This window comes from Nonomuraea sp. NPDC051191 (assembly GCF_044455665.1).
GTDB lineage: Bacteria > Actinomycetota > Actinomycetes > Streptosporangiales > Streptosporangiaceae > Nonomuraea.
This window is the reverse complement of sequence record NZ_JBITEZ010000027.1, coordinates 59,933-83,625: the sequence shown is the minus strand read 5'-3', so window position 1 is coordinate 83,625 and position 23,693 is coordinate 59,933. Positions and strand designations below refer to the sequence as shown.

The window sequence follows — 23,693 nt, the reverse complement described above, 5'->3', positions numbered from 1 at the left end:
TTTACAGTGTATACAGACGCAGTGCGCCCGGAGCCCGCTCCGGCACGGCCGGACTGCGGGGCGCCACCGGGGACAGCCGCACGTACGGCGCGCCCGGGGCGGGCCTGGGGTCGGGGTCGCCCGCGTTGGGCCACAGGGACATGGCCCGTTCGGCCTGCGCGGTGATGGTGAGCGACGGGTTCACCCCCAGGTTGGCCGACACCGCCGAGCCGTCCACCACGTGCAGCCCCTCGTGGCCGTGGACGCGGTGGTAGGCGTCGATCACACCGGTCTCGGGCGAGTCGCCGATCACGCAGCCGCCGAGGAAGTGGGCCGTGGTCGGGATGTCGAACAGGTCGAGCCAGGTGCCGCCGGGCACCCCGCCGATCTCGGCCGCCGCGTGCCGTACGGCCTCGTGCCCGGCCGGGATCCAGGTCGGGTTGGGCTCGCCGTGGCCGCGGGCCGACCGCAGGCCCCAGCGGGTGCGCCGGATGGTGATCGAGTTGTCCTTGGCCTGCATGACCAGCGCGATGACGGTCCGTTCCGACCAGCGGCGCAGGTCGAGCAGGCGTAGCGCCTTCATGGGCCGCGCGGCGACCTCCCGGAGCAGGCCGCGCCAGCGGGACTGGCCGCCGTCCACGAGCAGGGTGCGGAGCAGGCCCATGGCGTTGGAGCCGTCGCCGTAGCGCACGGGCTCGATGTGGGTCTCGGCGTCGGGGTGGATGGAGGAGGTGATGGCCACGCCCTTGTTGAGCTTCTCGCCGCCCGCCGAGGTGCGTTCGAAGCCGAGCAGGGCCTCGGAGTTGGTCCTGGTCAGCGTGCCGAGCCTGGGTGACAGGCGGGGCAGGTCGCCGGTGGCGCGCAGCTTGTGCAGCAGGCGCTGGGTGCCGTACGTGCCGGCCGCGAAGATCACCTGCTTGGCCGTGAACGAACGGCGGCGCAGCGCCGACCCGGTCCGGCGGGCGACGACCCGGTAGCCGCCGGAGGGCAGCGGACGCACCGAGGTGACCGTGCACTCCGGGTAGACCCGGGCCCCCGCCTGCTCGGCCAGGTGGAGGTAGTTCTTGACCAGCGTGTTCTTGGCGCCGTGGCGGCAGCCCGTCATGCACTGCCCGCACTCGATGCAGCCGCGCCGCTCAGGGCCCGCGCCGCCGAAGTACGGGTCGACGCCGTCCTCGCCGAAGTAGACGCCCACCGGGGCCAGGTGGAAGGTGTCGCCGACGCCCATCTTGTCGGCGACCCTGCGCATGATGTCGTCGGCGCGGGTGAAGGTGGGGTTCGTGACCGCGCCGAGCATGCGTTTGGCCTGGTCGTAGTGGGGGGCCAGCTCCGACTTCCAGTCGGTGATGCCGGCCCACTGCGGGTCGCGGAAGAAGGGGTCGAGCGGCTCGTAGAGGGTGTTGGCGTAGACCAGCGAGCCGCCCCCCACCCCGGCTCCTGCCAGCACCATCACGCCGGTGCCGCGTTCGCCGCGCAGCACGTGGATGCGCTGGATGCCCTTCATGCCGAGCCAGGGCGCCCACAGGAAGTCGCGCAGCTTCCACGACGTGGCCGGCAGCGTGGACTCGTCGAAGCGGCGGCCCGCCTCCAGCACGCCGACCTTGTACCCCTTCTCGCTCAGCCGCAGCGCCGAGACGCTGCCGCCGAACCCCGAGCCGATGACCAGTACGTCGAACGTCACTTGATCCGCAGCTTCCGCATCGTCTTGAGGGTGCCGGCCAGGACGTCGGCCCACGTCTCGTACGTCAGGTCGAAGGGCGGCTCGAAGCCCAGCCAGGACGCCTGCGAGGCCACGGTCTTGGACTCGGTGTACCGCAGCAGGCCCTCCGCGCCGTGCCGGCGGCCGAGACCGGACGCCTTCATGCCGCCCATGGGCGCGTCGTAGGAGGCGTAGGCCGAGCCGTACCCCTCGTTGATGTTGACCGTGCCGGCCTTGACGCGGGCGGCCAGGGCGCGGCCGCGGGCCAGGTCGGTGGTCCAGATGGAGGCGTTCAGGCCGTAGATGGTGTCGTTGGCCAGCTCGACCGCCTCCTCCTCCGAGGTGAAGGGGTAGAGGGCGACCACCGGCCCGAACGTCTCGTTGCGGCACAGGTCCATGTCGTCGCGCACGCCGGTGAGCACGGTCGGCTCGTAGAACAGCGGGCCGAGGTCGGGTCTGGCCCGCCCGCCGGTCAGCACGGTCGCGCCCTTGGCCACGGCGTCGTCCACGTGGGCGCTGACCGCGTCGAGCTGGCGTCGCGAGGTGAGCGAGCCCATCTGGACCGACCAGTCGTGGCCCGCGCCGAGCTTGAGGTTCCCGACCTGCTTGACCAGGCGCGCGGCGAAGTCGTCGAACACGGACGCGTGCACGTACAGCCGCTCGATGGACAGGCAGAGCTGGCCCGCGTTGGTGAAGCAGGCCCTGATCGCCCCCTGGACGGCGAGCGCCAGGTCGGCGTCGGCGAGCACCACCATCGGGTTCTTGCCGCCGAGCTCCAGCGAGCAGCCGATGAGCCGCTTGGCCGCCTCCTCGGCGATCTTCCTGCCACCCCTGGTCGACCCCGTGAACGCGACGTAGTCGGCGTCGTCGAGCAGCGCGTCGCCGATCTCGGCGGGCTCGCCCAGCACGACCTGCCAGATCTCGCGCGGCATGCCCAGCTCGGCCAGCAGGTCGATGGTCCACAACGTGGACATGGCGGTCTGGGTGTCCGGCTTGTGCACCAGCGCGTTGCCGGCCAGCAGCGCGGGCACGGCGTCGGTCACGCCCAGGGAGAGCGGGTAGTTCCACGGGGAGATCAGCGCGACCACGCCCTTGGGCTGGCGCAGCTCGGCCACGCGGGTGGCGCCGGGGAAGATGCCCTTGCGGCCGCGCGGCGCGAGCAGGCCGGGGGCCCGCCGCGCGTAGTAGAGGCTGCACCCGGCGACGTCGAGCACCTCCTCGAAGGCGTGCTTGCGGGCCTTGCCGGTCTCGTCCTGGACGATGTCGAGGATCTCGTCCCTGCGGTCGAGGATGGCGTCGTGCAGCAGCAGGAAGGGTCTGGCCCGCGCCGCGGCGGGCCTGGCCGCCCACTCGGCCTGGGCGGCCCTGGCTCGCTCGTAGGCCAGGCGTACGTCGTCGGCCGTGGAAATGGGCAGCTCGGCGAGCGGCTCGCCGGTGAAGGGGGCGGTGATCTGCCGGGTCTTGCCGCTGGACGTGACGTGCATGCCAGAAGGATATTCCGCTTGGCTACCGGCGGGTAGTTTTTGCGGATTCGCGGGGTGGGGTCAGAATCCTCTTATGCCATCGTTCGCTCCGCTACGGCCGGGAGATCCGGCGAGTCTGGCCGGCATGGATCTCCTCGGCAGGCTTGGCGAGGGCGGCCAGGGCGTCGTCTACCTCGCGAAAGATCATTCCGGCACGCATGTCGCCGTCAAATGGCTGCGTCCCGACCTGTCCGGCGACGACGTGAGCGTCGAACGGTTCCTGCGCGAGGTCCAGGTGGCCCAGCAGGTGGCGCCGTTCTGCACCGCGGCCGTCCTCGGCACCGGCGTCGAGCAGGAACGGCCGTTCATCGTCAGCGAGTTCATCGAAGGGCCGTCGCTGCAGCGGGTGGTGCAGGAGGAGGGGCCGCGCACCGGGTCCACGCTGCACCGGCTGGCCATCGGCACCGCGACCGCGCTGGCCGCGATCCACCAGGCCGGCATCGTCCACCGCGACTTCAAGCCCGCCAACGTCATCCTGGGCGCGGACGGCCCGCGGGTGATCGACTTCGGCATCGCGCGGGCGCTCAACGCGACCTCGACGATCAGCAGCATGGTCGTGGGCACGCCGTCGTACATGCCGCCCGAGCAGATCATGGGCCACACCGTCGGGCCGGCGGCCGACATGTTCTCCTGGGCGAGCGCGATGGTCTACGCGGCGTCGGGGCGGGCGCCGTTCGGCAGCGACACCATGCCCGCCGTGATCAACCGGGTCCTCAACCAGCAGCCCGACCTGGGCGTGCTCGACGGCGCGCTGCGTGACGTGGTGGCCGCGTGCCTGGCCAAGGACCCGGCGCAGCGGCCGACGGCCGAGCAGGTGATCATGCGCCTGCTCCAGCACCCGATGCCGGCGAACTCGCCGATCCTCGCGGCGGCCGCCGCCGAAGCCGTCCCGGCCGGGCCTCCCCGGCCCGGGCCGATGACCGCGCCCTCGCAGGGGCCCTTCCAGGGACCGCATCAGGGGCCGCCGCCGGGGCCGATGACCGGGCCCGTGCCCGGGGGCCCGCAGCCGTACCCGCAGCAGCAGCAGCAGTGGCATCCGGCCGGACCGTACGCGCAGCCCACCCACCCGAACGTGCACCCCGGGCACCCGGCCAGGAAGAGCAGGGCGCCGCTGGTCATCGGGGTCACGCTGGGCGTCGCCATACTCGTGCTGGCCGGGCTCGCCGTGCTCATCGCCAACGACAGGGCGACCGTGGCCGCCGACGACGGCCGCACGACCCCCGCGTCCGCCCAGCCGTCCGACCGGAGCCTCCCGACCGTCTCGCCGTCGGTCGCGCCGTCGGTCGCCGAGGTCTCCGTCCCCAAGGAGGGCCCGCGCCAGGCGCTGCCCGGCGCCGCGATCGGCCTGTACGAGAACACCTCCGACGCCATCGTCCTGACCTCGTACGAGATCTACGACAAGAAGAAGGACGACTGGATCGACCACGCCAGGGACTCGCTGCGCGGCCCGTTCCGCAAGTACGCCGGCAACTGGGAGTCGAACGTCTCCCCAGGCGGCCGCTACCTGGCCACCCGGGGCCGCAAGTACACCGACGACAACTACGACTACATCATCGTCAGCGACCGCCAGACGGGCGAGCGCACCACGATCAAGACCGTCCGCGGCCCGCTGATCGCCAGCATCCGCGGCTGGTCCGAGGACGGCTCGAAGATCCTGCTCAACATCGAGCGGAAGAGCGGCGAGACCTGGACCTACCCGGGCTTCGTCATCGTGGACGTCGCCACGAAGAAGGCCAGGATCGTCATGGTGGACGACACCGCCGTCCGCAAGACCGCCTTCGGCTGGGACGGTGAGGGCCAGGGCGTGGTCAACGTCTTCGGCCCCGAGAAGAACCGCAGCCTGCGCTTCTTCGACGCCGCCGGCAAGGCCACGCGCGACGTGCGCTCGATCGGCACGCTGCCCGCCGGCACCCAGGACATCTTCTCCCCCTCGGGCGAGTCGTTCCTGTCCACCTGCCCCAACGGCAGCGACGGCGACACCTGCGTGTGGGACACCGAGTCGGGCGACCGCACGCACAAGTTCACCTCCGACTGCGACAAGGTGCTCGGCTGGTACGACGACAGCCGCCTCTACTGCTGGGAACAGGACAACAACACCAAGGACGAGATCCAGGTCGTCGACTTCAAGGGCACCCTCCTGCGCAGGATCCTCGACGTGCCCGGCGACGTGGACTTCAGCCCGGTCTTCACCGCCAACCCGGCCAAGGGCTCCTGAACCATCCGGCCCGCGCAGCCGTCAAGGAGGTCATGAAGACGCTGATCCGTACGGCCGTGACCGCCGCGGCCCTCGCCACGGTCACGGCGGCCTGCACCTCGGCGGCGACGGGCCAGGCGCCCGTGCCGAAGGTCACGCTCGACGCCGTCCGCCTGGTCGCCTACGACAGTTGCGACGACATGCTGTCGGGCCTGCGGGAGCACGCCGCGGAGAACGTCGGCCCCTGGGGCTTCGGCGGCCCGCAGATCATGTACATGGAGGACACCGCCACCACCGCGAGGGCGAAGACCACCTCCGACACCCCTGAGCACTCCACCACGAACGTGCACGAGGCGGGCGTGGACGAGCCCGACCTGATCAAGACCGACGGCAACCGGATCGTCACGGTCGTGGACGGCAACCTGCGGATCATCGACACCGCGACCAAGAAGGTCACCGCGTCGCTCAAGCTCACCAAGAAGGACGAGCCGACCTTCGCCCCCGCCGACCTGCTGCTGTCCGGCGACCGCGCGCTGGTGCTGTTCCGCGGCGGCGACATCATGCTCAAGCGCTTCGCGCCGCCCGGCGAGACCCGCTACGTCGTGGTCGACCTGGCCGGGCAGCCGAAGGTGCTCAGCACGATCCGGGCGCAGGGCTCGTACGTGGACGCCCGGATGATCGGCTCCACGGTCCGGCTCGTCACCCGCAGCCAGCCCGACATCACCTTCCCCGAGCCCAAGAGCCCGGACACCACCGAGGCCGACCGCAAGAAGGCCAACCAGGCCGTCGTACGGCAGGCGCCGCTCACCGCCTGGCTGCCCACGGTCGAGATCACCAGCGGGTCCGGCACGGTCAAGAAGGACACGGTCAAGTGCGAGCGGGTCAGCCACCCCGCCGACTACACCGGCACCTCGCTGCTGACCGTCCACACCATCGACCTGGCCCAGGACGTCGCCGCGACCGGCACCGAGCCCATCAGCCTGGCCGCCGACGGCGACACCGTCTACGGCAGCGGCAAGAGCCTGTACGTCGCCAGCAACCCCCGCTGGTGGTTCCCGGTGGTCACCGACCCGATGCCCGTCGAGCCCGTGCCGACGGCCACCGACGGTGCCCCGGCCGTCGAGCCCACGCCGAGCGACCCGGCCGTGACCACCGGCCCGGCCGAACCGGCGGTCACCAGCAGCGCCCCCGCCACGCCCGCCACGTCCGAGCCCGCCCCCGACCCCACTCCGACGGCCCCGCCCGAGGAGACCGAGGTCCACCGGTTCGACATCGGCGCCCCCGGCGCCCCCACGTACGTGGCCTCCGGCAAGGTCCCCGGCCGCCTGCTGAACCAGTACTCGCTGTCGGAGTACGAAGGCCACCTCCGCGTCGCCACCACCCTCACCTCCACCGACGGCAAGAACAGCGCCAGCAGCGTGTACGTGCTCGCCGCCGACACCATGGCCAAGGTCGGCGAGGTCGGCGGCCTCGGCCGGGGCGAGCGCATCTACTCGGTCAGGTTCATCGGCCCGGTGGGCTACTGCGTGACGTTCAAGCAGGTGGACCCGCTCTACACGCTCGACCTGCGCGACCCGGCCGCCCCCAAGGTGACCGGCGAGCTGAAGATCACCGGCTACTCGGCGTACCTGCACCCGGGCGCCGACGGCCGGCTGATCGGCATCGGCCAGGAGGCCAGTGACAAGGGCAGGACGCTCGGCACACAGGTCTCGCTGTTCGACGTCAGCGACCCGGCCGCCCCGCGCAGGCTGTCGCAGCTCTTCCAGAAGGAGGCGGGCTCCGAGGCCGAGTGGGACCCGCACGCGTTCCTGTACTGGCCCAAGACCGGCCTGTCGGCGATCCCGCTGATGACCCCCAAGGAGTCGGGCGCGCTGGTGCTGAAGATCGACGACTCGGCCGTGACGAAGCTCGGCATGATCAAGCACCCGACGCACCAGGCCGAGGACTACGCCTACCAGCCCGGCATCCAGCGTTCGATCATCATCGGCGACGCCCTCTGGACGCTGTCCTGGGACGGCCTCCAGGTCAACGACGCCACGACGCTGGCCCGTCAGGGGTGGATCGCGCTGCGCTGACCCCCGCGGCCCCTCGCGAGGGCGGGTGACCGGTCCGCCGGGACGGTCACCCGCGCTCCGGCGCGACGACGGGGACGATCTCGGGCGCGCCCAGCCGGATGGCGTCGGCCTCCTGGTCGGAGTCCTGCTCCTGCGAGCGCCGCTCGGCCTCGACGCGCTTGGTGTAGTACTCCACCTCCCGCTTGACCTGCTCGGCGTCCCAGCCGAGCGGCCCGGCCAGCAGCTCGGCGGCCTCCTGGGCCACGGCCAGCCCGCGGTGGAAGGTCTCGATGGAGATGTGCGTCCGCCTGGTCAGCACGTCGTTGAGGTGCCTGGCGCCCTCGTGGGTGGCGGCGTAGACGATCTCGGCCCGCAGGTAGTCGTCGGCCCCGGCCAGCGGCCTGCCCAGCGACGGATCGCCCTCGACCAGCACCAGCACCTCGTCGATGAGCGAGCCGTAGCGCTGGAGCAGGTGCTCGATCCGGGCGACGTGCAGGCCCGAGGTGTGGGCGAGGCGGTAGCGGGAGTTCCACAGCGCCTGGTAGCCCTCGGCCCCGGCCAGCGGCACGCGGTCGGTGCACGAGCGCGGCACCCGCTGGTCGAGCCCGTGCGCCACCGCGTCCACCGCGTCGCGCGCCATGACCCGGTACGTCGTGTACTTCCCGCCGGCGATCATCACCAGCCCCGGCACCGGATGCGCCACGACGTGCTCGCGCGACAACTGCGACGTCTGGTCGGACTCCCCCGACAGCAGCGGCCGCAGCCCGGCGTAGACGCCCTCGACGTCGTCGCGGGTCAGCGGCACCGCCAGCACCTCGTTGACGTGGTCGAGCAGGTAGTCGATGTCGGTGCGGGAGGCCGCCGGGTGGCCCTTGTCGAGCGTCCATTCGGTGTCGGTGGTGCCGATGATCCAGTGGCGGCCCCACGGGATCACGAACAGCACCGACTTCTCCGTGCGCAGGATGACGCCGGTGCTGGAGTGGATGCGGTCGCGCGGCACCAGCAGGTGGATGCCCTTGGAGGCCCGTACGTGGATCTGGCCGCGCCCGCCGACCAGCTCCTGGATGTCGTCGGTCCACACGCCGGTGGCGTTGACGACCTGCTGGGCGCGTACGTCGAACTCCGCGCCGGTCTCCAGGTCGCGCGCCCGCACGCCGGTGACCCGCTCGCCCTCCCGCAGGAACCCGACCACCTGGGCGCGCGGCGCGACCCGGGCGCCGTAGGTGGCGGCGGTGCGCAGCATGGTCATCACGTAGCGGGCGTCGTCGACCTGGGCGTCCCAGTACTGGACGGCGCCGGTGAAGGCGCTCTTCTTCAGCGCCGGGGCCAGCCGCAACGCCCGTGACCTGGACAGGTGCCGATGGCCCGGCACCCCGCGGGTGAGCCCGGAGGCGAAGCCGAGCGTGTCGTAGAGCGCCACCCCGGCCCCCACGTATGGACGCTCCCACCCGAAATGGGTCATCGGGAACAGGAACGGCACCGGCCGGACGAGGTGCGGGGCCAGGCGCTGGAGCAGCAGGGCCCGCTCCTGCAAGGCCTCGCGCACCAGCTCGAAGTTGAGCTGCTCCAGGTAGCGCAGGCCGCCGTGGATGAGCTTGGACGAGCGCGAGGAGGTGCCGGAGGCGAAGTCACGGGCCTCCAGCAGAGCCACGTCGAGCCCTCTGGTCGCGGCGTCGAGCGCGGTCCCGGCCCCCACCACGCCGCCGCCGACCACGACCACGTCGAACTCCTGGGCGGACATCTCCGCCAGCGCCGCCGCGCGCTCGGCCGGCCCGAGCCGGGCCACACTCCTACCAGCCGTCATCATCCCCCCATGGGTCGTCTGCGGTCAGTACCTACCCGTACGCCCGGTTCCATGTAACGCCGGACGGATTCAGGCGCGTACGACCTTGACGCCCGCGTCGGTGAGCCGGCCGGTGAGCTCGTCGGAGAGCCGGGCGTCGGTGACCAGCGTGTCGATCTGCTCGATCGGGCAGATGCGGGAGAAGGCCCGCCGGCCCACCTTGGAGGAGTCGGCCACCACGACGACCTGGGCAGCCCGGCTGATCAGCAGGTTGTTCACGCTGGCCTCGCCCTCGTGGTGGGCCGAGGCGCCGAGGTCGACGTCGATCGCGTCGACGCCGAGGAAGGCCACGTCGAGGGTGACCTGTTCGAGCACGCCCGAGGCCAGCGGGCCGATCAGCTCGTACGACTGCTGCCTGGCCACCCCGCCGGTGACCACGATCTTGACGTGCTGCCGCACGGTCAGCTCGGCGGCGATGTTCAGGGCGTTGGTGACGATCGTGAACCCGCTCTCCAGCGTGGACAGCGTGGCGAGGGTGCGGGCCAGCTCGGAGGTCGTGGTGCCGCCGTTGAGGCCGACCACGGCCCCCGGGGCGACCAGGCCGGCGGCCGCGGCGGCGATGCGGTGCTTCTCGTCGGCGTGCCTGGCGGTCTTGTAGCGCAGCGGCAGGTCGTAGCTGACGCTCTGGGTGACGGCTCCGCCGCGGGTGCGCATGAGCATCTGCTGCTGGGCGAGCTGGTCGAGATCCCGCCGGATCGTGGCGGTGGAGACGTCGAGCGCCTCGGCCGCCTCCTCCACCGACAGCCGGCCCTCCTGCGCGAGCAGCTCCAGGATGGCGTTCCAGCGATCGTAGCGGGACACGAAGCCTCCAATGAGATCCGGACAGGATCAAGCGTGGCACAGACGGACAGGTCTGAGCGACCACTGCACAAAGATGCGCTTTTACTGTATAAAAAAGGCAGAAACAAACAACTACGGGGAGGAACGCGGTGACCACCCATACCGAAGCAGAGATCGAGTCCCAGCCGTCCTGCTGGCGGCGTGCCGTGGCCGACGTGCCCGCCGGCGCGCTGCCCCAGCCCGGCGAGCGGGTGGCCGTCATCGGCTGCGGCACGTCGTGGTTCATCGCGATGGCCTACGCCACGCTGCGCGAGCGGGCCGGGCAGGGCGAGACCGACGCGTTCGCCGCCTCCGAGGCGCCGGTCGGCCGCTCGTACGACCGGGTGCTCGCGCTGACCCGCTCGGGGACCACGACCGAGGTCCTGGAGCTGCTGTCCAGGACGGACGCCCGCACCACGGCCATCACCGCCGACCCGAAGACGCCGGTCATGACGGCCGCCGACGAGGTCATCGTGCTCGACTACGCCGACGAGACCTCGGTCGTGCAGACCCGCTTCGCCACCACCCAGCTCGCCATGCTCCGCGCCAGCCTCGGCGAGGACCTCACGGGCGCGATCGCCGACGCCGAGCGGGCCCTGGCCGAGCCGCTGCCCGCCGAGCTGATCGAGGCCGAGCAGTTCAGCTTCCTCGGCAGCGGCTGGTCGGTCGGCCTGGCCCAGGAGGCCGCGCTGAAGATGCGCGAGGCGTCGCGGTCGTGGACGGAGGCGTACCCGGCGATGGAGTACCGGCACGGCCCGATCAGCATCGCGGGCCCCGGCCGCGTCACCTGGATGCTCGGCACCGCCCCCGAGGGCCTGCGCGAGCAGGTCGAGGCGACCGGCGGCACGTTCGTCGAGAGCGGCCTCGACCCCATGGCCGAGCTGGTGCGCGCCCAGCGGGTGGCGGTCGCGCGGGCCTTCGCCCGTGGGCTGAACCCCGACGAGCCCATGCACCTCACGCGATCTGTGATCCTTTCTTCATGAGCCTTACTCTCGCCGACGCCCGGATCGTGACCCCCGAAGGGGTGCACGAAGGATGGCTGACCATCGAAGACGGCCGCATCACGCATGTCGGCCACGGATCGGCGCCCAGCCCCGGCCTGAGCCTCGGGGGGCGGCACGTCGTCCCCGGGTTCGTCGACATCCACAACCACGGCGGCGCGGGCGGGTCGTTCCCGACCGGCGACCAGGACAAGGCGCGCGACGCCGTGGCCCTGCACCGGCGGCACGGCACGACCACGATGATGGCCAGCCTGGTCACCGACGCGCTCGACGGGCTGTCCAGGGCCGCCTCCTCGCTGGCCGAGCTGTGCGAGGAGGGGCTGCTGGCGGGCATCCACTTCGAGGGGCCGTACATCGCCAAGGCGCGTTGCGGCGCGCACGACCCCTCCCTGCTGCGCGAGCCGTCGCCGCAGGAGCTGTCCGGGCTGGTCAAGGCCGCGCGCGGGCACGCGCGCATGGTCACCGTCGCCGCCGAGCTGCCCGGCGGCCTCGACACGATCCGCACGGCCGTCGGCGAGGGCCTGATCGCGGCGCTCGGCCACAGCGACGCCGACTACGACCAGGCGATCGCCGCCATCGAGGCGGGCGCCACCGTCGCCACCCACCTCTACAACGCGATGCCGCAGCTCGGCCACCGCGCGCCCGGCCCGATCGCCGCCCTGCTGGAGGACGAGCGGGTGACGGTCGAGCTGGTCAACGACGGCGTCCACGTGCACGCGGCGATGTTGCGCCTGGCCTACGAGGTGGCCGGCCCCGGCCGTACGGTGCTGATCACCGACGCGATGGCGGCCACGGGCCTCGGCGACGGCGACTACGTGCTCGGCCCCATGCGGGTGCGCGTGAGCGACGGCGTGGCCAGGCTGGTCGAGGGCGGCTCGATCGCGGGCTCCACCCTCACCATGGACGCCGCCTTCCGCCGCGGCGTGCGGGAGCTGGGCATGTCGCTGCCCGACGCGGTCCAGGTGGCCTCGCTGACCCCCGCGCGGGTGCTCGGCCTGGCCGAGGAGATCGGCTCGATCGCCGTCGGCAAGGCCGCCGACCTGGTCGTGCTCTCCGGCGAGCTGGAGGTCGACGGCGTGATGAAGAACGGCGACTGGATCACGGAGCCCTGATGATCATCACCGTGACGCTCAACGCCGCGCTCGACGTGACCTACGAGGTCCCGTCCGTCACCTGGGACGGCGTCAACCGGGTCGGCGCCGTCCACCGGCGCGCCGGCGGCAAGGGCGTCAACGTGGCCCGCGTGCTGGCGGCCCTCGGCCAGGAGGTCCTGGTCACGGGGCTGGCGGGCGGGCCCACCGGGCAGGCGATCGAGCACGACCTGCGGGCCGCCGGCCTGCCCGCCGCCCTGACCGGCGTCGCCGCCGACTCCCGCACCACGCTGGTGGTCTCCGAGCCGGGCGGCGCCACGTTGTTCAACGAGCCCGGCCCCGAGGTCACGGCGGCCGAGCTGGCGGCGTTCACGGAGCACTACACGTCGCTGCTGGCCGAGGCCGAGGCCGTGGTCATCTCCGGCAGCCTGCCCCGCGGCGTGCCGGCCGACGTCTACGCGACCCTGGCCTCCCTCGCGGCCGGCGCGGGCGTGCCGGCCATCGTCGACGCCGACGGCGACCCGCTGCGCCACGCGCCGGAGGGGCGCCCGTCCGTCGTCAAGCCCAACGCCGAGGAGCTGGCCAGGGCCGTCCCCGGCGGCACCCCCGAGGAGGGCGCCCACGCGCTGCGCGAGCGGGGGGCCGAGGCCGTGGTCGTCTCCATGGGCGCCGACGGGCTGCTCGCGGTGACGGGCGAGGGCACCTTCCGGGCGCGGATGCCGTACACCGTCCAGGGGAACCCGACCGGGGCCGGCGACTCGCTGGTCGCAGGGCTGGCACTGGGCCTGGTCGAGGGCTCCCCGTGGCCCGACAGGCTGCGGCGGGCCGCGGCGCTGGGCGCGGCGGCCGTCGCCGCGCCGGTCGCCGGCGACTTCGACGGCGAGGTCTACGCCGACATACACCCCCAGATCATCATCACGTAAGGAGCTCGTCATGGCCCTCGCCGGAATCGGCGACATCGTCCGGCAGTCCCCCGCTGGGGTGGGCGCGTTCAACGTGATCCAGCTGGAGCACGCCACGGCCATCGTGGCCGGCGCGGAGGCGCTCGGCCTGCCGGTCGTGCTGCAGATCAGCGAGAACTGCGTGCGCTACCACGGCGCTCTGGAGCCCGTCGCGCTGGCCGCGCTGGCCGTCGCGCGCCGCGCGGAGGTGCCGGTCGCGGTCCACCTCGACCACGCCACCGACCGCGCGCTGGTGGAGGAGGCGGTGTCGCTGGGCCTCGGCTCGGTCATGTACGACGCCTCCGCCCTGCCCGACGAGGAGAACGTGGCCGCCACGGCCGAGGTCGCGGCCTGGTGCCACGAGCGCGGCGTCTGGGTGGAGGCCGAGCTCGGCGAGGTCGGCGGCAAGGACGGCGTGCACGCGCCCGGCGCCCGCACCAAGCCCCACGAGGCGGTCGACTACGTCGCCAGGACCGGCGTCGACGCGCTCGCCGTGGCCGTCGGCACCTCGCACGCCATGACCACCAAGGACGCCGTGCTCGACCTGGAGCTCATCGCCGAGCTGCGGGCGGCGGTGCCGGTGCCGCTGGTGCTGCACGGCTCGTCCGGCGTGCCCGACGACGTGCTGCGCGAGGCCGTGCGCAACGGCATGAAGAAGATCAACATTGCCACCCACCTGAACAAGGCGTTCACCCGGGCCGTACGCGACTACCTGGCCCACGACGAGCGGGTGGTCGACTCCCGCAAATACCTCAACGCGGGCCGCGACGCCGTGGCCCGCGAGGTGAGTCACCTGCTGGGCGTGCTCACCGGCTGAGCTCCTTGCGCATCCGCACGGCCGAGCGGCCTTCGAGATCGACCCGGCCGGTCTCGACGTAGCCGAGCGAGGTGTAGAGCGCGATGTTCGAGGCCATCTTGACGTTGGTGTAGAGGCGCAGGGCGGGCAGGCCGAGCCGGGCGGCCTCCTGCTCGGCGTAGGCCAGCAGGCCGCGGCCGATGCCCCTGCCGTGCAGGTCGGGCCGGACCGCGACGTTGTCGACCAGCAGCGCGCCCTCCTCGGGGATGAGCACGACGAGCCCTTCGAGGCCGTCGGTGACGTGCACCCGGCCCGCGGCGATGAGGGCCGGGTAGTCGGCCTCCATGGGCAGCGGCCGCGTGCCGATGATCTCGGCCCAGGGCTGGTAGGCGTCGTGGACGAGTTGTTCGACGGCGGCCCTGTCGGCCTCCTGCGCCAGTCTCATGCGCCCAATGATCGCAGCACCCTCTCGACCTGACGAGCGAAGGTGCCGGGGGGATTGCGCGGGCTGTCGTGCGAGAGCAGGAACAGCCAGACCAGGCTCTGCAGCTTGCGGCAGTCGCGCAGCCGGCGTTCCTCCGGCCCGCTCAGCTCGAACCGGCGGGCGATCTCCACCTCGCCGTCCACCCACATCGAGACGTGCTCGGACAGCTCGGCCACCTCGTGGGCCAGGTCGCTGCGGCCGGAGTCCTCGAAGTCGACGATGCGCACGCGGACGCCGTCCCACAGGAAGTTCGCCAGGTTGCCGTCACCCGCCCCGAACGCCGGCCGCACCCCCGCCTCACCGGGACGCCAGGCCTCCAGCCAGCGCACGCCCTCCTCGACCGCGCGGTCGGCCAGCGGGTCGCGGGGCCGCCAGGCGGCCGCCCGTTCCCTGACCCAGTCGCTGACCGCCTCGATCTGCCACGGACGTACCGGGACGGCCTGGAGCACGCCCGACGGGACGGCCTCGTACAGCTCGGTGAGCGCCGCGGCCATGGCGGCCAGGGGCGACTCCTCGGCGGCCAGGCCGCGCAGCGGCTCGCCGTCGATCCTGGTCATGCGCACGACGCCGGCCTCGAAGGCGATCGGCCGCGGTGACAGGCCCGGCGCGTGCTCGGCCAGCAGGGTGAGCGCCCGCCACTCGCGCTCGGCCGCGCCCGGCTTGCCGTCGATGTAGCGCTTGGTGACGACGTCTCCGTCGAAGTCGAGGAGATGGGTGTGCACAAGATCGGCCATGCTACGGCAGGATACGCTCGACCGCCTGCCGTACGAGCTCGCGGATCTTGTCCTCGCCGAACACGTCGGGCAGCGTGAGCCGTTCGACCACCAGCCAGTTCATCGCCAGGTAGAGCAGCTCCACGCTGGTGGCGTCGCCGGGCAGCCCCGACTCCAGGTGGTAGCCGACGTTGGCCTCGACGTCGGCGCGGATGCGCTCGGTCAGCACGGCCCGCAGCTCCGGCCGCCTGGTGGCCTCCAGCCGCAGCTCCAGGAGCGCCAGGTAGCCCGGCGTGAACGCCGAGATCCGGTCGACCAGCTCGATCATGAGCCGCACCACGCGCTCGCGGTCGCGGGGGCCGGACAGGCTCGTGGCGATCGTCTGCGCGTCCGGCTGAAGCCGCTCGTAGATCCGGCCGCCGGCCTGGGTGAAGAGCTCGTCCCGGCTGGCGAAGTAGTTGGAGGCCGTGCCCGTCGGCACCCCGGCCTGCGCGTCGACCGCGCGGAAGGTCAGGCCGCGGGCGCCCTCGGCGGCCAGCACCTCGATCGCGGCGTCGACGAGCGCCGCCCGCCTGGCCAGGTTCTGTCGGACCATGTTGACACCACTCCATTTGTAGTACTACGGTGTGACCACTTCACTCATAGTACTTCAAACGGAGTTGCGTATGCGCAAGCTTGTCTACTACGTCGGCGTCTCCATCGACGGTTACATCGCCGGCCCCGGTCACGAGGTGGACTTCTATCCCGTGAGCGAGGCCCTGATGGGCTACATCAACGGCGAGGTCCCCGAGGCCGTGCCGACGCACATCAGGGCCCAGATCGGCCTCGACGCGCCCAACCAGCGCTTCGACACCCTCGTGATGGGCCGCGGCACCTACCAGCCGGCGCTAGACGTCGGCATCACCAGCCCGTACGCCCACCTGCGCCAGTACGTCGTGTCCAGCACGATCGGCAAGATCGACGACCCGGCCGTCGAGCTGGTCGAGAGCGACCCACTCGCCCTGGTGCGCCGCCTGAAGCAGGAGAACGGCCTCGACATCTGGCTCTGCGGCGGCGGCAAGCTGGCCGCGGCCCTGCTGCCCGAGATCGACGAGCTGATCATCAAGTCCTACCCGGTGGTGGCCGGAGCGGGCGTCTCCGCGTTCGACGGGGCGTTCCGGCCGACCACGTTCACTCTGACCGGCACCCGACAGTTCGAGGGCGGTGTGGTCCTCATGACCTACACCCGCTGATCACCACGGCAGCGGCACCCCGTCGCGGAAGAACCCACCGGTCGGCCCGCCGTCGGACAGATCCGCCGCCCACAACACGCTCCGCGCGCCCTCGGCGACCGGCCGCCCGCCCGGGCCGCCCATGTCGGTCGCCACCCAGCCCGGGCAGACGGCGTTGACCAGGATGCCGTCGCCGCGCAGCTCGGCCGCGAGCATCTTCGTCAGCGCGTTCAGCGCCGTCTTCGACACCGTGTACGCGGGCGTGCCACCCCCCATCGAGGCGAGCGAGCCGACCTCGCTGGAGACGTTGACGATCCGCCCGTGCGCGCCGGCGCGCAACAGCGGCAGCAGTGCGAGGGTGACCCGCCAGGCGCCCAGCAGGTTCGTCTCCAGCGCCTCCGACACCACGCCCAGGTCCGCGTCGCAGGCCCGCTGCCAGGTGTCGTAATGGATGGCGGCGTTGTTGACCAGCACGTCGACCCGCCCATGAGTCGACTCCAGCTCCCGCGCCAGCCCTGCCGCCGACCGCTCGTCGGCGACGTCGAGCCGGCGCGGCAGCACGTCGCCGGGGATGCCCGCCGCGGCGTCGCGGGCCTTGCGCTCGTCCCTGGCGGTCAGCACGACGGTGTCGCCGGCCGCCGCGAGCTGCTTGACCACCTCCAGCCCGATCCCCCGATTGGCCCCTGTGACCACACACACCCGGTCCACCTTCACGTCCCCCTCAACGTCGCGCGTCTGCGGCGCAGGAACTCCCGCTCGACCTCGTTGCCCGCGCAGGCGATCGCCTCGCCGTACGCCTGTGCCGCCTCCCCGTCGCGTCCCAGCCGTCGCAGCAGGTCGGCCCGTACGGCGTGGAACAGGTAATAGCCTGTCACCTCCAGCCCCTCGACCAGCGTCAGCCCCGCCTCGGGCCCGTCCACCTCGGCCACCGCCACCGCGCGGTGCAACGCCACGACCGGCCCCGGCGTGAACGTCAGCAGTAGGTCATAAAGCTGGACGATCTGCCCCCAGTCGGTCTCCCCCACGCTCGGCGCGTCGCCGTGCACGGCGTTGATCGCGGCCTGCACCTGGTACGGCCCCGGCCGCCCCCACCCCAGGCAGCGCCGCACGATGTCCTGCCCCTCCTCGACCAGCGCGCGGTCCCAGAGCGCGCGGTCCTGCTCGGCCAGCGGCACCAGCTCCCCGCCCGCGGTCCGCGCCGGCCTGCGCGCCTCGATCAGCAACATCAGCGCCAGCAGGCCCCACACCTCGGGCTCGTCCGGCATCAGCTCGGCGAGCAGCCGCCCGAGCCGGACGGCCTCCGCGCACAGGTCCTCCCGGACCAGCCGCTCGCCCGAACTGGCCGTGTACCCCTCGTTGAAGATCAGATAGACGACCGCCAGCACCGCGCGCAGCCGGTCCGGCAGATCCGCCGCCGCCGGCACCCGGTACGGGATCCCCGCCTGCCGGATCTTGTTCTTGGCCCTGACCAGCCGCTGGGCCATGGTCGCCGCCGGCACCAGGAACGCGTGCGCGATCTCGTCCGTGGTCAGCCCGCCGAGCAGCCGCAACGTGAGCGCCACCCGCGCGTGCGGGGCGAGCGCCGGATGGCAGCAGGTGAAGATCAGCCGGAGCCGGTCGTCCCGCACGGGCCCCTCCTCGGCGGGCTCGTCCCGGGCGTGCAGCAGCGCCGCCTGCACGTGCCTGTCGTGGCGGCCGGACTCCCTGCGCAACCGGTCGACGGCCCGGTTCCTGGCGGTCGTGATGATCCAGCCGGCGGGGCTCGGCGGCGGGCCCGCCTGCGGCCACTGCCGCGCCGCCACCGCGAACGCCTCCTGCACCGCCTCCTCGGCGACGTCGATGTCGCCGAAAGCGCGGACGAGCACGGCCACCGCCCGGCCGTACTCCTCCCGGAAGGCGCGTTCCACCTGATCGTCCCGGTCGGACATCCTGCAACCACCTCGCCGTGACGGGCGTCCCTGTGCATGTCCTGAACGAACGGCGGCCCCCGGAATCGACACGGCGCCCGCCGGAAGAACACTCGGCTCCCGGAGGTCGCAACCCCCGGGAGCCGTCGCGGACGTCGGTCAGCGCTGGATCGGCGCGACCACGACCTCGACCCGCTGGAACTCCTTGATGTCGGAGTAGCCGGTGGAGGCCATCGTGCGCTTGAGCGCGCCCATCAGGTTCATCGAGCCGTCGGCCACGCTGGAGGGGCCGTGGAGGATCTGCTCCAGCGTCCCGACCTGGCCGAACTCCACGCGGCGGCCGCGCGGCAGGTCGGGGTGGTGGGCCTCGGAGCCCCAGTGGAAGCCGTGCCCGGGGGCCTCGGACGCCCTGGCCAGCGGCGAGCCCACCATGACGGCGTCGGCCCCGCACGCGATGGCCTTGGCGATGTCGCCCGAGGTGCCCATGCCGCCGTCGGCGATCACGTGGACGTACCGGCCGCCGGACTCGTCCATGTAGTCGCGGCGGGCCGCGGCCACGTCGGAGATCGCGGTGGCCATCGGGACGGCCACGCCCAGCACGTTGCGGGTGGTGTGCGAGGCGCCGCCGCCGAAGCCGACCAGCACGCCCGCCGCGCCGGTGCGCATCAGGTGCAGCGCCGCGGTGTACGTGGCGCAGCCGCCCACGATGACCGGCACGTCGAGCTCGTAGATGAACTGCTTGAGGTTGAGCGGCTCTGCGCGGCCCGAGACGTGCTCGGCCGAGACGGTGGTGCCGCGGATGACGAAGATGTCCACCCCGGCGTCGATCACGGCCTTGTGGTACTGGACCGTGCGCTGCGGCGACAGGCGGACGGCCGTCGTCACCCCGGACGCCCGGATCTCCTCGATGCGGCGCCCGATCAGCTCTTCCTTGATCGGCGCGTCGTAGATCTCCTGGAGCCGGCGGGTCGCGGCCGCGGCATCGAGGGCGGCGCACTCCTCCAGCAGCGGGGACGGGTCCTCGTAACGCGTCCAGAGCCCTTCGAGGTCGAGCGGGGCCAGGCCGCCGAGCCGGCCGATCTCGATCGCGGTGGCGGGCGAGACCACGCTGTCCATGGGGGCGACGACGACGGGCAGCTCGAACCGGTAGGCGTCGATCTGCCAGGCGATCGACACCTCTTCCGGGTCACGGGTGCGTCGCGAGGGCACGAGCCCGATCTCGTCGAGCGCGTACGCCCTCCGCCCGGTCTTGCCCCGGCCGATCTCCACCTGCTGAGTCATGAACTTACCTTCTGTGATAGTTCGGAGCTTCCACGGTCATCTGGATGTCGTGGGGGTGGCTCTCCTTGAGGCCCGCTGCCGTGATCGGCATGAGCTCGCAGTCGGTGTGCATCTGCGTGATCGTGCGGCAGCCGGCGTACCACATGCCCTGGCGCAGCCCGCCGATGAGCTGGTGGGCGACGGCCGCGACCGGCCCGCGGTAGGGCACCTGCCCCTCGATGCCCTCGGGGATGTACTTGTCCTCGCCGCCGACGTCGGCCTGCGCGTAGCGGTCCTTGCTGAAGGAGGTGCCGCCGCGCTCGCGGTTGCGCACCGCGCCGAGCGACCCCATGCCCCGGTACGACTTGAACTGCTTGCCGTTGATGAAGATCAGCTCGCCCGGCGACTCCTCGCAGCCGGCCAGCAGCGAGCCCAGCATGACCGTGTCGGCGCCGGCCGCGATGGCCTTGACGATGTCGCCGGAGTACTGGAGGCCGCCGTCGCCGATCACCGGCACCCCGGCGGGACCGCACGCCTTGGACGCCTCGTGGATGGCCGTCACCTGCGGCGCGCCCACCCCGGCCACCACGCGGGTGGTGCAGATCGAGCCCGGGCCGACGCCGACCTTGACCGCGTCGGCGCCCGCGTCGACCAGCATCTGGGCGCCCGCCCTGGTCGCGATGTTGCCGCCGATGACCTGGACCTTGCTGTTGGCCTTGAGCTTGGCGATCATGTCGGCCAGCCCCTTGGAGTGGCCGTGGGCCACGTCGACGACGACGACGTCGACGCCGGCCTCGATCAGCGCCTTGGCCCGCAGCTCGGCGTCGCCGCCCACGCCCACGGCCGCGCCGACCAGCAGGCGGCCGTCGGCGTCCTTGGTGGACAGCGGGTACTGCTCGCTCTTGGTGAAGTCCTTGACCGTGATCAGGCCGCGCAGCCTGCCGTCGGGGTCGACCAGAGGCAGCTTCTCGATCTTGTTCTGCCGCAGCAGCGCGAACGCCTCGTCACGCGACACCCCGACCGGCGCGGTGACCAGCGGCATCTTGGTCATGACCTCGCGCACGGGGCGGGTCTGGTCGCTCTCGAAACGCATGTCGCGGTTGGTCACGATGCCGACCAGCGTGCCCGCCACGTCCGTCACCGGCACCCCGGAGATCCGGTACGTCGCGCACAACCGTTCGACGTCGGCCAGCGTGTCGTCGGGGCTGCAGGTGACCGGGTTGGTCACCATGCCGGCCTCGGACCGCTTGACCAGATCGACCTGCTGGGCCTGCTCCTCGACCGACAGGTTGCGGTGAAGGATGCCGATGCCGCCCTGGCGCGCCATGGCGACCGCCATGCGGGCCTCGGTCACGGTGTCCATGGCCGCGCTGACGAGCGGGATGGACAACGTGATGTCCCGTGACAGGCGGGACCCCGTGTCTGCCTCACCTGGCTGGAGATCGGAGTAGCCGGGCACCAGCAGCACGTCGTCGAAGGTCAAACCCATCTCGGTGAACTTGGACATGCCTCGGCCCCCTCCTGACCTCTGCGCTGATTGACCTAAGTCTAGGGCCTGCCTCCAAAACGCAATGAAGCCGGGAGGACGACGACCCCCATGGTCCGTCGTCCTCCCGGCTTCGCCGTCCGGAACGTCAAAAGTGCCGGGGGATGGGACGGTCGGTGATCCGTCCCATACCCCGGCCACCGGCACCCAGGCCCTGCGGCGCGTTCACGCCACCGAACCCCCCTCCGCGTCCTGATGGCGGCTGCCGCAAGGCCCCGCTTCAGGGTGCCGACGCTAGGTAAAGCCTGCGTCACTCAGCGGCACGGCGCAATGTGAAAACGTGCAATTGCACGAAGTTGCACGTTCCGCCGATGATTCCGGGCAAGGTCCGGACACGCACGCGGCAGGGGGTTATCCTCGCGGCACGCCCGTGTCCCCCCGACGGAGCCGCCCATAATGCGAAACCAGCCTCGGCGTGTTGCAGAGCCCTTCGAGACGCTGGGCCTCGACCCGGCGCAGACCGCCCTGTACACGGCGTTGCTGCGCCTGCACAGAGCCACGCGCACCGACCTCGCCCAGGCCATGGACGGCCCCGTCGAGAAGGTCGGACGCCAACTCGACGACCTGGTCAAGCTGGGGGTGGTCGACGAGCAGTCCGGCGAGTACCTGGCCAGGCACCCGGCGGCGGCGCTCGGCCGGGTCATCGCCGAGCGGCTCGACCGGCTGGCCGAGGAGAGCCGCAGGATCGATTCCGCGCTCGGCTCGATCCGCGGGCTGATCCACGACTACGACGCCGGTCGCGATTATCAGAGCGGAACATTTCCGGTGGAGATGGTGAACGGCGCGGACGTGCTCTACGAGAGCGTCGTCGGCATAGCCGTGCAATCGCCACCGATGGAGTTGTTGACCGCAATCCCCGACGAGCGCACAATGGCAGATTTTGTTCGTAAATTTGCGGACCCATGGATTGATGCGCAGAAACGGCAGCTTCTTACCGTCCAGGTGATCATCCCGGTCTCCACGCTGAGCCTGCCGGGCGTACGCGAGCAGCTCACCCGCCTGCTCGACACCGGCGGCAAGGTGCGCACACTCGACCGGGTGCCGAGCTGGTTCATGACGGCCGGGCCCGAGGTCGCCGGCCTGCCCGCGCTCTGGGGCGGCAACCTGCCCGACCACGCCTACAACTTCTACCTGGTGCGCACGCCGATCGTCGTCGGCGTGCTGCGCTCGCTGTTCCACGAGCTGTGGGGCCGCGCCGTGCCCCTGCCCTGGGGGCGCAGGGGCGACGGGATGGTCCAGGTGCTGCGCCTGGCCGCGCAGGGCGTGTGCGACGACTCCATCGCCCGCCAGCTCGGCGTCTCGGTCCGGACCGTACGCGCGAGGTTCGCCGACGCCATGGCCGAGCTGGGCGCGCAGTCGCGTTTCCACGCCGGCGTGGAGGCCGCCAGACGGGGATGGCTCAGCTAATACTCTCCGCCGGGGCCGCTTCGGTCATATGGTGGGAAGGTGCTGGAAGACGTCCCCCGCGACCCGTTCGCGGACGACCCGAACGACCCGTCCTCGGCGATGGGCGCTCTCGACGACGCCGAGCCACTCACCGCGGCCGAGCGCGACGAGGCCATCACCGACCTGGCAGACGTCGAGGTCTTTCGCTCCCTGCTCGAACCGCAGGGGGTGCTGGGCCTGGTGCTCGACTGCCCCGAGTGCGGCGAGCAGCACTTCTTCGACTGGGAGCTGCTGCGCGGCAACCTTCGCCAGATGATCGAGAAAGGCCAGCCGCAGGTGCACGAGCCGGCCTTCCACCCCGACCCCGCCGACTACGTCAGCTGGGAGTACGCCCGAGGCTACGTCGACGGCGTCATCGACACGGAGGAGCGCCGCTGATCGACTTCCGAGACATCGTCCAGTAGCGCGCCCAGCAACCGCACCGCAGGGTCGGACGAGTCACGCGCCCGGCCCTGTGCGACCGCGTCGAGCAGCTCGTCGGTCTTACGCAGGTCGTCGGCCTCGAGGAGCGCATGGAGCTCGTCGTCCTCCGGCGTCAAGCCGACTCCAGCTCGGCCATCTGCCGCAACCTGGCCAGCGCCCGATGCTGGGCTACGCGGACCGCACCTGGTGACATACCGAGTACATTACCGGTCTCCTCGGCGGACAGCCCCGACACCACCCGCAACAGCAGCAACTCCCGCTGGTTGTCGGGCAGCCTGGCCAGCAGTCTGCGCGCGTGCTCGACCTCGATGTAGCGGACCACCGTCTCCTCGGGCCCCGGGCCGTCGTCGGGCCCGTCAGGCAGGTCCTGGGTGGGCACGGCCGAGCGCACCGAGCTGCGCAGCGCGTCGGCCACCTTGTGCGAGGCGATCCCGAACACGAAGGACGCGAAAGGGCGCCCCATGTCCCGGTATCGCGGCAACGCGGACAACACCGCGATGCACACCTCCTGGGCTACGTCATCGGCAATGTGATATTGCCCTGAAACCCTGCCCAGCCTGGCGCGGCAATACCGCACCACCATGGGACGCAACTCCCCGAGCAGAGATTCGATCGCACTGCGATCTCCCTGCACGGCGAGGCTCGTCAGTTCCCTTAGGTCGGAGTCATCCGTTCGTGCCGGAAGTCTCGACGCGAGCCTTACCCCAATTTTGGCGTCGGCGACGCTTCCCTCGCTCACGATAGGCATGATGCCCGCACTGAT

22 protein-coding genes are annotated in these 23,693 nt (G+C 71.8%); 9 read left to right on the top strand and 13 right to left on the bottom strand.

Annotated features, from left to right (window positions below):
- Nucleotide 1: 1 nt before the first annotated feature.
- Together ACIA8R_RS48630 and ACIA8R_RS48625 are read right to left on the bottom strand one after the other, a co-directional pair.
- The gene (locus tag ACIA8R_RS48630) at nucleotides 2-1,660 is read right to left on the bottom strand and encodes a GMC oxidoreductase (RefSeq protein ID WP_397044706.1); all 1,659 of its coding nucleotides are present in this window, start codon (nucleotides 1,658-1,660) and stop codon (nucleotides 2-4) included.
- Nucleotides 1,657-3,162, bottom strand: coding sequence for a succinic semialdehyde dehydrogenase (locus ACIA8R_RS48625; protein ID WP_364085895.1), 1,506 nt, complete (start codon nucleotides 3,160-3,162; stop codon nucleotides 1,657-1,659). Before ACIA8R_RS48625 ends, ACIA8R_RS48630 begins: the two co-directional genes overlap by 4 nt.
- 124 nt (nucleotides 3,163-3,286) lie before the next feature.
- On the opposite strand from ACIA8R_RS48625, the gene ACIA8R_RS48620 reads away from it, so the two are divergent.
- Both ACIA8R_RS48620 and ACIA8R_RS48615 read left to right on the top strand, forming a co-directional pair.
- A complete protein-coding gene (locus tag ACIA8R_RS48620) occupies nucleotides 3,287-5,416 on the top strand; it encodes a serine/threonine protein kinase (RefSeq protein WP_397044704.1) in 2,130 nt (709 codons plus the stop codon).
- A gap of 32 nt (nucleotides 5,417-5,448) precedes the next feature.
- Nucleotides 5,449-7,470, top strand: a complete 2,022-nt coding sequence (locus ACIA8R_RS48615) for a beta-propeller domain-containing protein (RefSeq protein WP_397044702.1) — start codon at nucleotides 5,449-5,451, stop codon at nucleotides 7,468-7,470.
- A 46-nt stretch (nucleotides 7,471-7,516) separates the two neighbouring features.
- On the opposite strand, the gene ACIA8R_RS48610 is transcribed toward ACIA8R_RS48615, so the two are convergent.
- Nucleotides 7,517-9,253, bottom strand: coding sequence for a glycerol-3-phosphate dehydrogenase/oxidase (locus tag ACIA8R_RS48610; RefSeq protein ID WP_357705916.1), 1,737 nt, complete (start codon nucleotides 9,251-9,253; stop codon nucleotides 7,517-7,519).
- A 69-nt stretch (nucleotides 9,254-9,322) separates the two neighbouring features.
- Nucleotides 9,323-10,093, bottom strand: a complete 771-nt coding sequence (locus ACIA8R_RS48605; protein ID WP_397044700.1) for a DeoR/GlpR family DNA-binding transcription regulator — start codon at nucleotides 10,091-10,093, stop codon at nucleotides 9,323-9,325.
- A gap of 128 nt (nucleotides 10,094-10,221) precedes the next feature.
- Between ACIA8R_RS48605 and ACIA8R_RS48600 the strand changes: the two genes are divergently transcribed.
- The 4 genes from ACIA8R_RS48600 to ACIA8R_RS48585 are packed head-to-tail and all read left to right on the top strand — an operon-like array spanning nucleotide 10,222 to nucleotide 13,961.
- On the top strand, nucleotides 10,222-11,094 hold the full coding sequence (locus ACIA8R_RS48600; RefSeq protein ID WP_364085882.1) for an SIS domain-containing protein: 873 nt from the start codon (nucleotides 10,222-10,224) through the stop codon (nucleotides 11,092-11,094).
- Nucleotides 11,091-12,224: an N-acetylglucosamine-6-phosphate deacetylase gene (nagA, locus tag ACIA8R_RS48595; protein WP_364085879.1), complete on the top strand. Its 1,134-nt coding sequence runs from the start codon at nucleotides 11,091-11,093 to the stop codon at nucleotides 12,222-12,224. The genes ACIA8R_RS48600 and nagA overlap by 4 nt, the downstream gene beginning before the upstream one ends.
- Nucleotides 12,224-13,126: a 1-phosphofructokinase family hexose kinase gene (locus tag ACIA8R_RS48590; RefSeq protein ID WP_364085876.1), complete on the top strand. Its 903-nt coding sequence runs from the start codon at nucleotides 12,224-12,226 to the stop codon at nucleotides 13,124-13,126. The genes nagA and ACIA8R_RS48590 overlap by 1 nt, the downstream gene beginning before the upstream one ends.
- A 10-nt stretch (nucleotides 13,127-13,136) precedes the next feature.
- Nucleotides 13,137-13,961, top strand: coding sequence for a class II fructose-bisphosphate aldolase (locus tag ACIA8R_RS48585; RefSeq protein ID WP_364085873.1), 825 nt, complete (start codon nucleotides 13,137-13,139; stop codon nucleotides 13,959-13,961).
- Here ACIA8R_RS48585 and ACIA8R_RS48580 read toward each other — a convergent pair.
- From ACIA8R_RS48580 to ACIA8R_RS48570, 3 genes are read right to left on the bottom strand one after another with little or no spacing between them, the layout of a single operon-like run.
- The gene (locus ACIA8R_RS48580) at nucleotides 13,951-14,385 is read right to left on the bottom strand and encodes a GNAT family N-acetyltransferase (protein WP_357705866.1); all 435 of its coding nucleotides are present in this window, start codon (nucleotides 14,383-14,385) and stop codon (nucleotides 13,951-13,953) included. The two genes, ACIA8R_RS48585 and ACIA8R_RS48580, sit on opposite strands and share 11 nt — an antisense overlap.
- Entirely contained in the window at nucleotides 14,382-15,158 is a 777-nt protein-coding gene (locus ACIA8R_RS48575; protein WP_397044696.1) for a phosphotransferase family protein, read from the bottom strand. Before ACIA8R_RS48575 ends, ACIA8R_RS48580 begins: the two co-directional genes overlap by 4 nt.
- Nucleotide 15,159: 1 nt before the next feature.
- Nucleotides 15,160-15,732 carry a TetR/AcrR family transcriptional regulator gene (locus ACIA8R_RS48570; RefSeq protein ID WP_397044694.1) on the bottom strand — a complete coding sequence of 191 codons (573 nt, stop codon included), beginning with the start codon at nucleotides 15,730-15,732 and terminating at the stop codon, nucleotides 15,160-15,162.
- 70 nt (nucleotides 15,733-15,802) lie between these two features.
- Between ACIA8R_RS48570 and ACIA8R_RS48565 the strand changes: the two genes are divergently transcribed.
- Nucleotides 15,803-16,369 carry a dihydrofolate reductase family protein gene (locus tag ACIA8R_RS48565; protein ID WP_397044692.1) on the top strand — a complete coding sequence of 189 codons (567 nt, stop codon included), beginning with the start codon at nucleotides 15,803-15,805 and terminating at the stop codon, nucleotides 16,367-16,369.
- Here ACIA8R_RS48565 and ACIA8R_RS48560 read toward each other — a convergent pair whose 3' ends face one another.
- The 4 genes from ACIA8R_RS48560 to guaB form a co-directional block, all read right to left on the bottom strand.
- Complete coding sequence (locus tag ACIA8R_RS48560) at nucleotides 16,370-17,047, bottom strand: SDR family NAD(P)-dependent oxidoreductase (protein WP_397044690.1); 678 nt, start codon at nucleotides 17,045-17,047, stop codon at nucleotides 16,370-16,372. It abuts the gene before it with no gap.
- Nucleotides 17,048-17,058: 11 nt separating this feature from the next.
- Nucleotides 17,059-18,276: an RNA polymerase sigma factor gene (locus ACIA8R_RS48555; protein ID WP_397044688.1), complete on the bottom strand. Its 1,218-nt coding sequence runs from the start codon at nucleotides 18,274-18,276 to the stop codon at nucleotides 17,059-17,061.
- 138 nt (nucleotides 18,277-18,414) lie between these two features.
- On the bottom strand, nucleotides 18,415-19,536 hold the full coding sequence (locus ACIA8R_RS48550; protein ID WP_357705872.1) for a GuaB3 family IMP dehydrogenase-related protein: 1,122 nt from the start codon (nucleotides 19,534-19,536) through the stop codon (nucleotides 18,415-18,417).
- 4 nt (nucleotides 19,537-19,540) lie between these two features.
- The gene (gene guaB, locus ACIA8R_RS48545) at nucleotides 19,541-21,022 is read right to left on the bottom strand and encodes an IMP dehydrogenase (protein WP_357705873.1); all 1,482 of its coding nucleotides are present in this window, start codon (nucleotides 21,020-21,022) and stop codon (nucleotides 19,541-19,543) included.
- A gap of 435 nt (nucleotides 21,023-21,457) precedes the next feature.
- Here guaB and ACIA8R_RS48540 point away from each other — a divergent pair, with 435 nt between their 5' ends.
- The gene (locus tag ACIA8R_RS48540; RefSeq protein WP_357705874.1) at nucleotides 21,458-22,468 is read left to right on the top strand and encodes a LuxR C-terminal-related transcriptional regulator; all 1,011 of its coding nucleotides are present in this window, start codon (nucleotides 21,458-21,460) and stop codon (nucleotides 22,466-22,468) included.
- A 39-nt stretch (nucleotides 22,469-22,507) separates the two neighbouring features.
- Nucleotides 22,508-22,885, top strand: a complete 378-nt coding sequence (locus tag ACIA8R_RS48535) for a DUF5319 domain-containing protein (protein ID WP_090930411.1) — start codon at nucleotides 22,508-22,510, stop codon at nucleotides 22,883-22,885.
- Here ACIA8R_RS48535 and ACIA8R_RS48530 read toward each other — a convergent pair.
- Nucleotides 22,846-23,046, bottom strand: a complete 201-nt coding sequence (locus ACIA8R_RS48530; protein ID WP_357705875.1) for a hypothetical protein — start codon at nucleotides 23,044-23,046, stop codon at nucleotides 22,846-22,848. The two genes, ACIA8R_RS48535 and ACIA8R_RS48530, sit on opposite strands and share 40 nt — an antisense overlap.
- Nucleotides 23,043-23,678 carry a sigma-70 family RNA polymerase sigma factor gene (locus ACIA8R_RS48525; protein WP_090930520.1) on the bottom strand — a complete coding sequence of 212 codons (636 nt, stop codon included), beginning with the start codon at nucleotides 23,676-23,678 and terminating at the stop codon, nucleotides 23,043-23,045. Before ACIA8R_RS48525 ends, ACIA8R_RS48530 begins: the two co-directional genes overlap by 4 nt.
- Between the last annotated feature and the right edge of the window lie 15 nt (nucleotides 23,679-23,693).

Coding starts and splice junctions, on each gene's coding strand:
- ACIA8R_RS48625 (WP_364085895.1), bottom strand. CDS start 3,162: ATGCACGTCACGTCCAGCGGCAAGACCCGGCAGATCACCGCCCCCTTC.
- ACIA8R_RS48620 (WP_397044704.1), top strand. CDS start 3,287: ATGGATCTCCTCGGCAGGCTTGGCGAGGGCGGCCAGGGCGTCGTCTAC.
- ACIA8R_RS48615 (WP_397044702.1), top strand. CDS start 5,449: ATGAAGACGCTGATCCGTACGGCCGTGACCGCCGCGGCCCTCGCCACG.
- ACIA8R_RS48610 (WP_357705916.1), bottom strand. CDS start 9,253: ATGACGGCTGGTAGGAGTGTGGCCCGGCTCGGGCCGGCCGAGCGCGCG.
- nagA (WP_364085879.1), top strand. CDS start 11,091: ATGAGCCTTACTCTCGCCGACGCCCGGATCGTGACCCCCGAAGGGGTG.
- ACIA8R_RS48590 (WP_364085876.1), top strand. CDS start 12,224: ATGATCATCACCGTGACGCTCAACGCCGCGCTCGACGTGACCTACGAG.
- ACIA8R_RS48585 (WP_364085873.1), top strand. CDS start 13,137: ATGGCCCTCGCCGGAATCGGCGACATCGTCCGGCAGTCCCCCGCTGGG.
- ACIA8R_RS48580 (WP_357705866.1), bottom strand. CDS start 14,385: ATGAGACTGGCGCAGGAGGCCGACAGGGCCGCCGTCGAACAACTCGTC.
- ACIA8R_RS48575 (WP_397044696.1), bottom strand. CDS start 15,158: ATGGCCGATCTTGTGCACACCCATCTCCTCGACTTCGACGGAGACGTC.
- ACIA8R_RS48570 (WP_397044694.1), bottom strand. CDS start 15,732: ATGGTCCGACAGAACCTGGCCAGGCGGGCGGCGCTCGTCGACGCCGCG.
- ACIA8R_RS48565 (WP_397044692.1), top strand. CDS start 15,803: ATGCGCAAGCTTGTCTACTACGTCGGCGTCTCCATCGACGGTTACATC.
- ACIA8R_RS48555 (WP_397044688.1), bottom strand. CDS start 18,276: ATGTCCGACCGGGACGATCAGGTGGAACGCGCCTTCCGGGAGGAGTAC.
- ACIA8R_RS48550 (WP_357705872.1), bottom strand. CDS start 19,536: ATGACTCAGCAGGTGGAGATCGGCCGGGGCAAGACCGGGCGGAGGGCG.
- guaB (WP_357705873.1), bottom strand. CDS start 21,022: ATGTCCAAGTTCACCGAGATGGGTTTGACCTTCGACGACGTGCTGCTG.
- ACIA8R_RS48540 (WP_357705874.1), top strand. CDS start 21,458: ATGCGAAACCAGCCTCGGCGTGTTGCAGAGCCCTTCGAGACGCTGGGC.
- ACIA8R_RS48525 (WP_090930520.1), bottom strand. CDS start 23,678: ATGCCTATCGTGAGCGAGGGAAGCGTCGCCGACGCCAAAATTGGGGTA.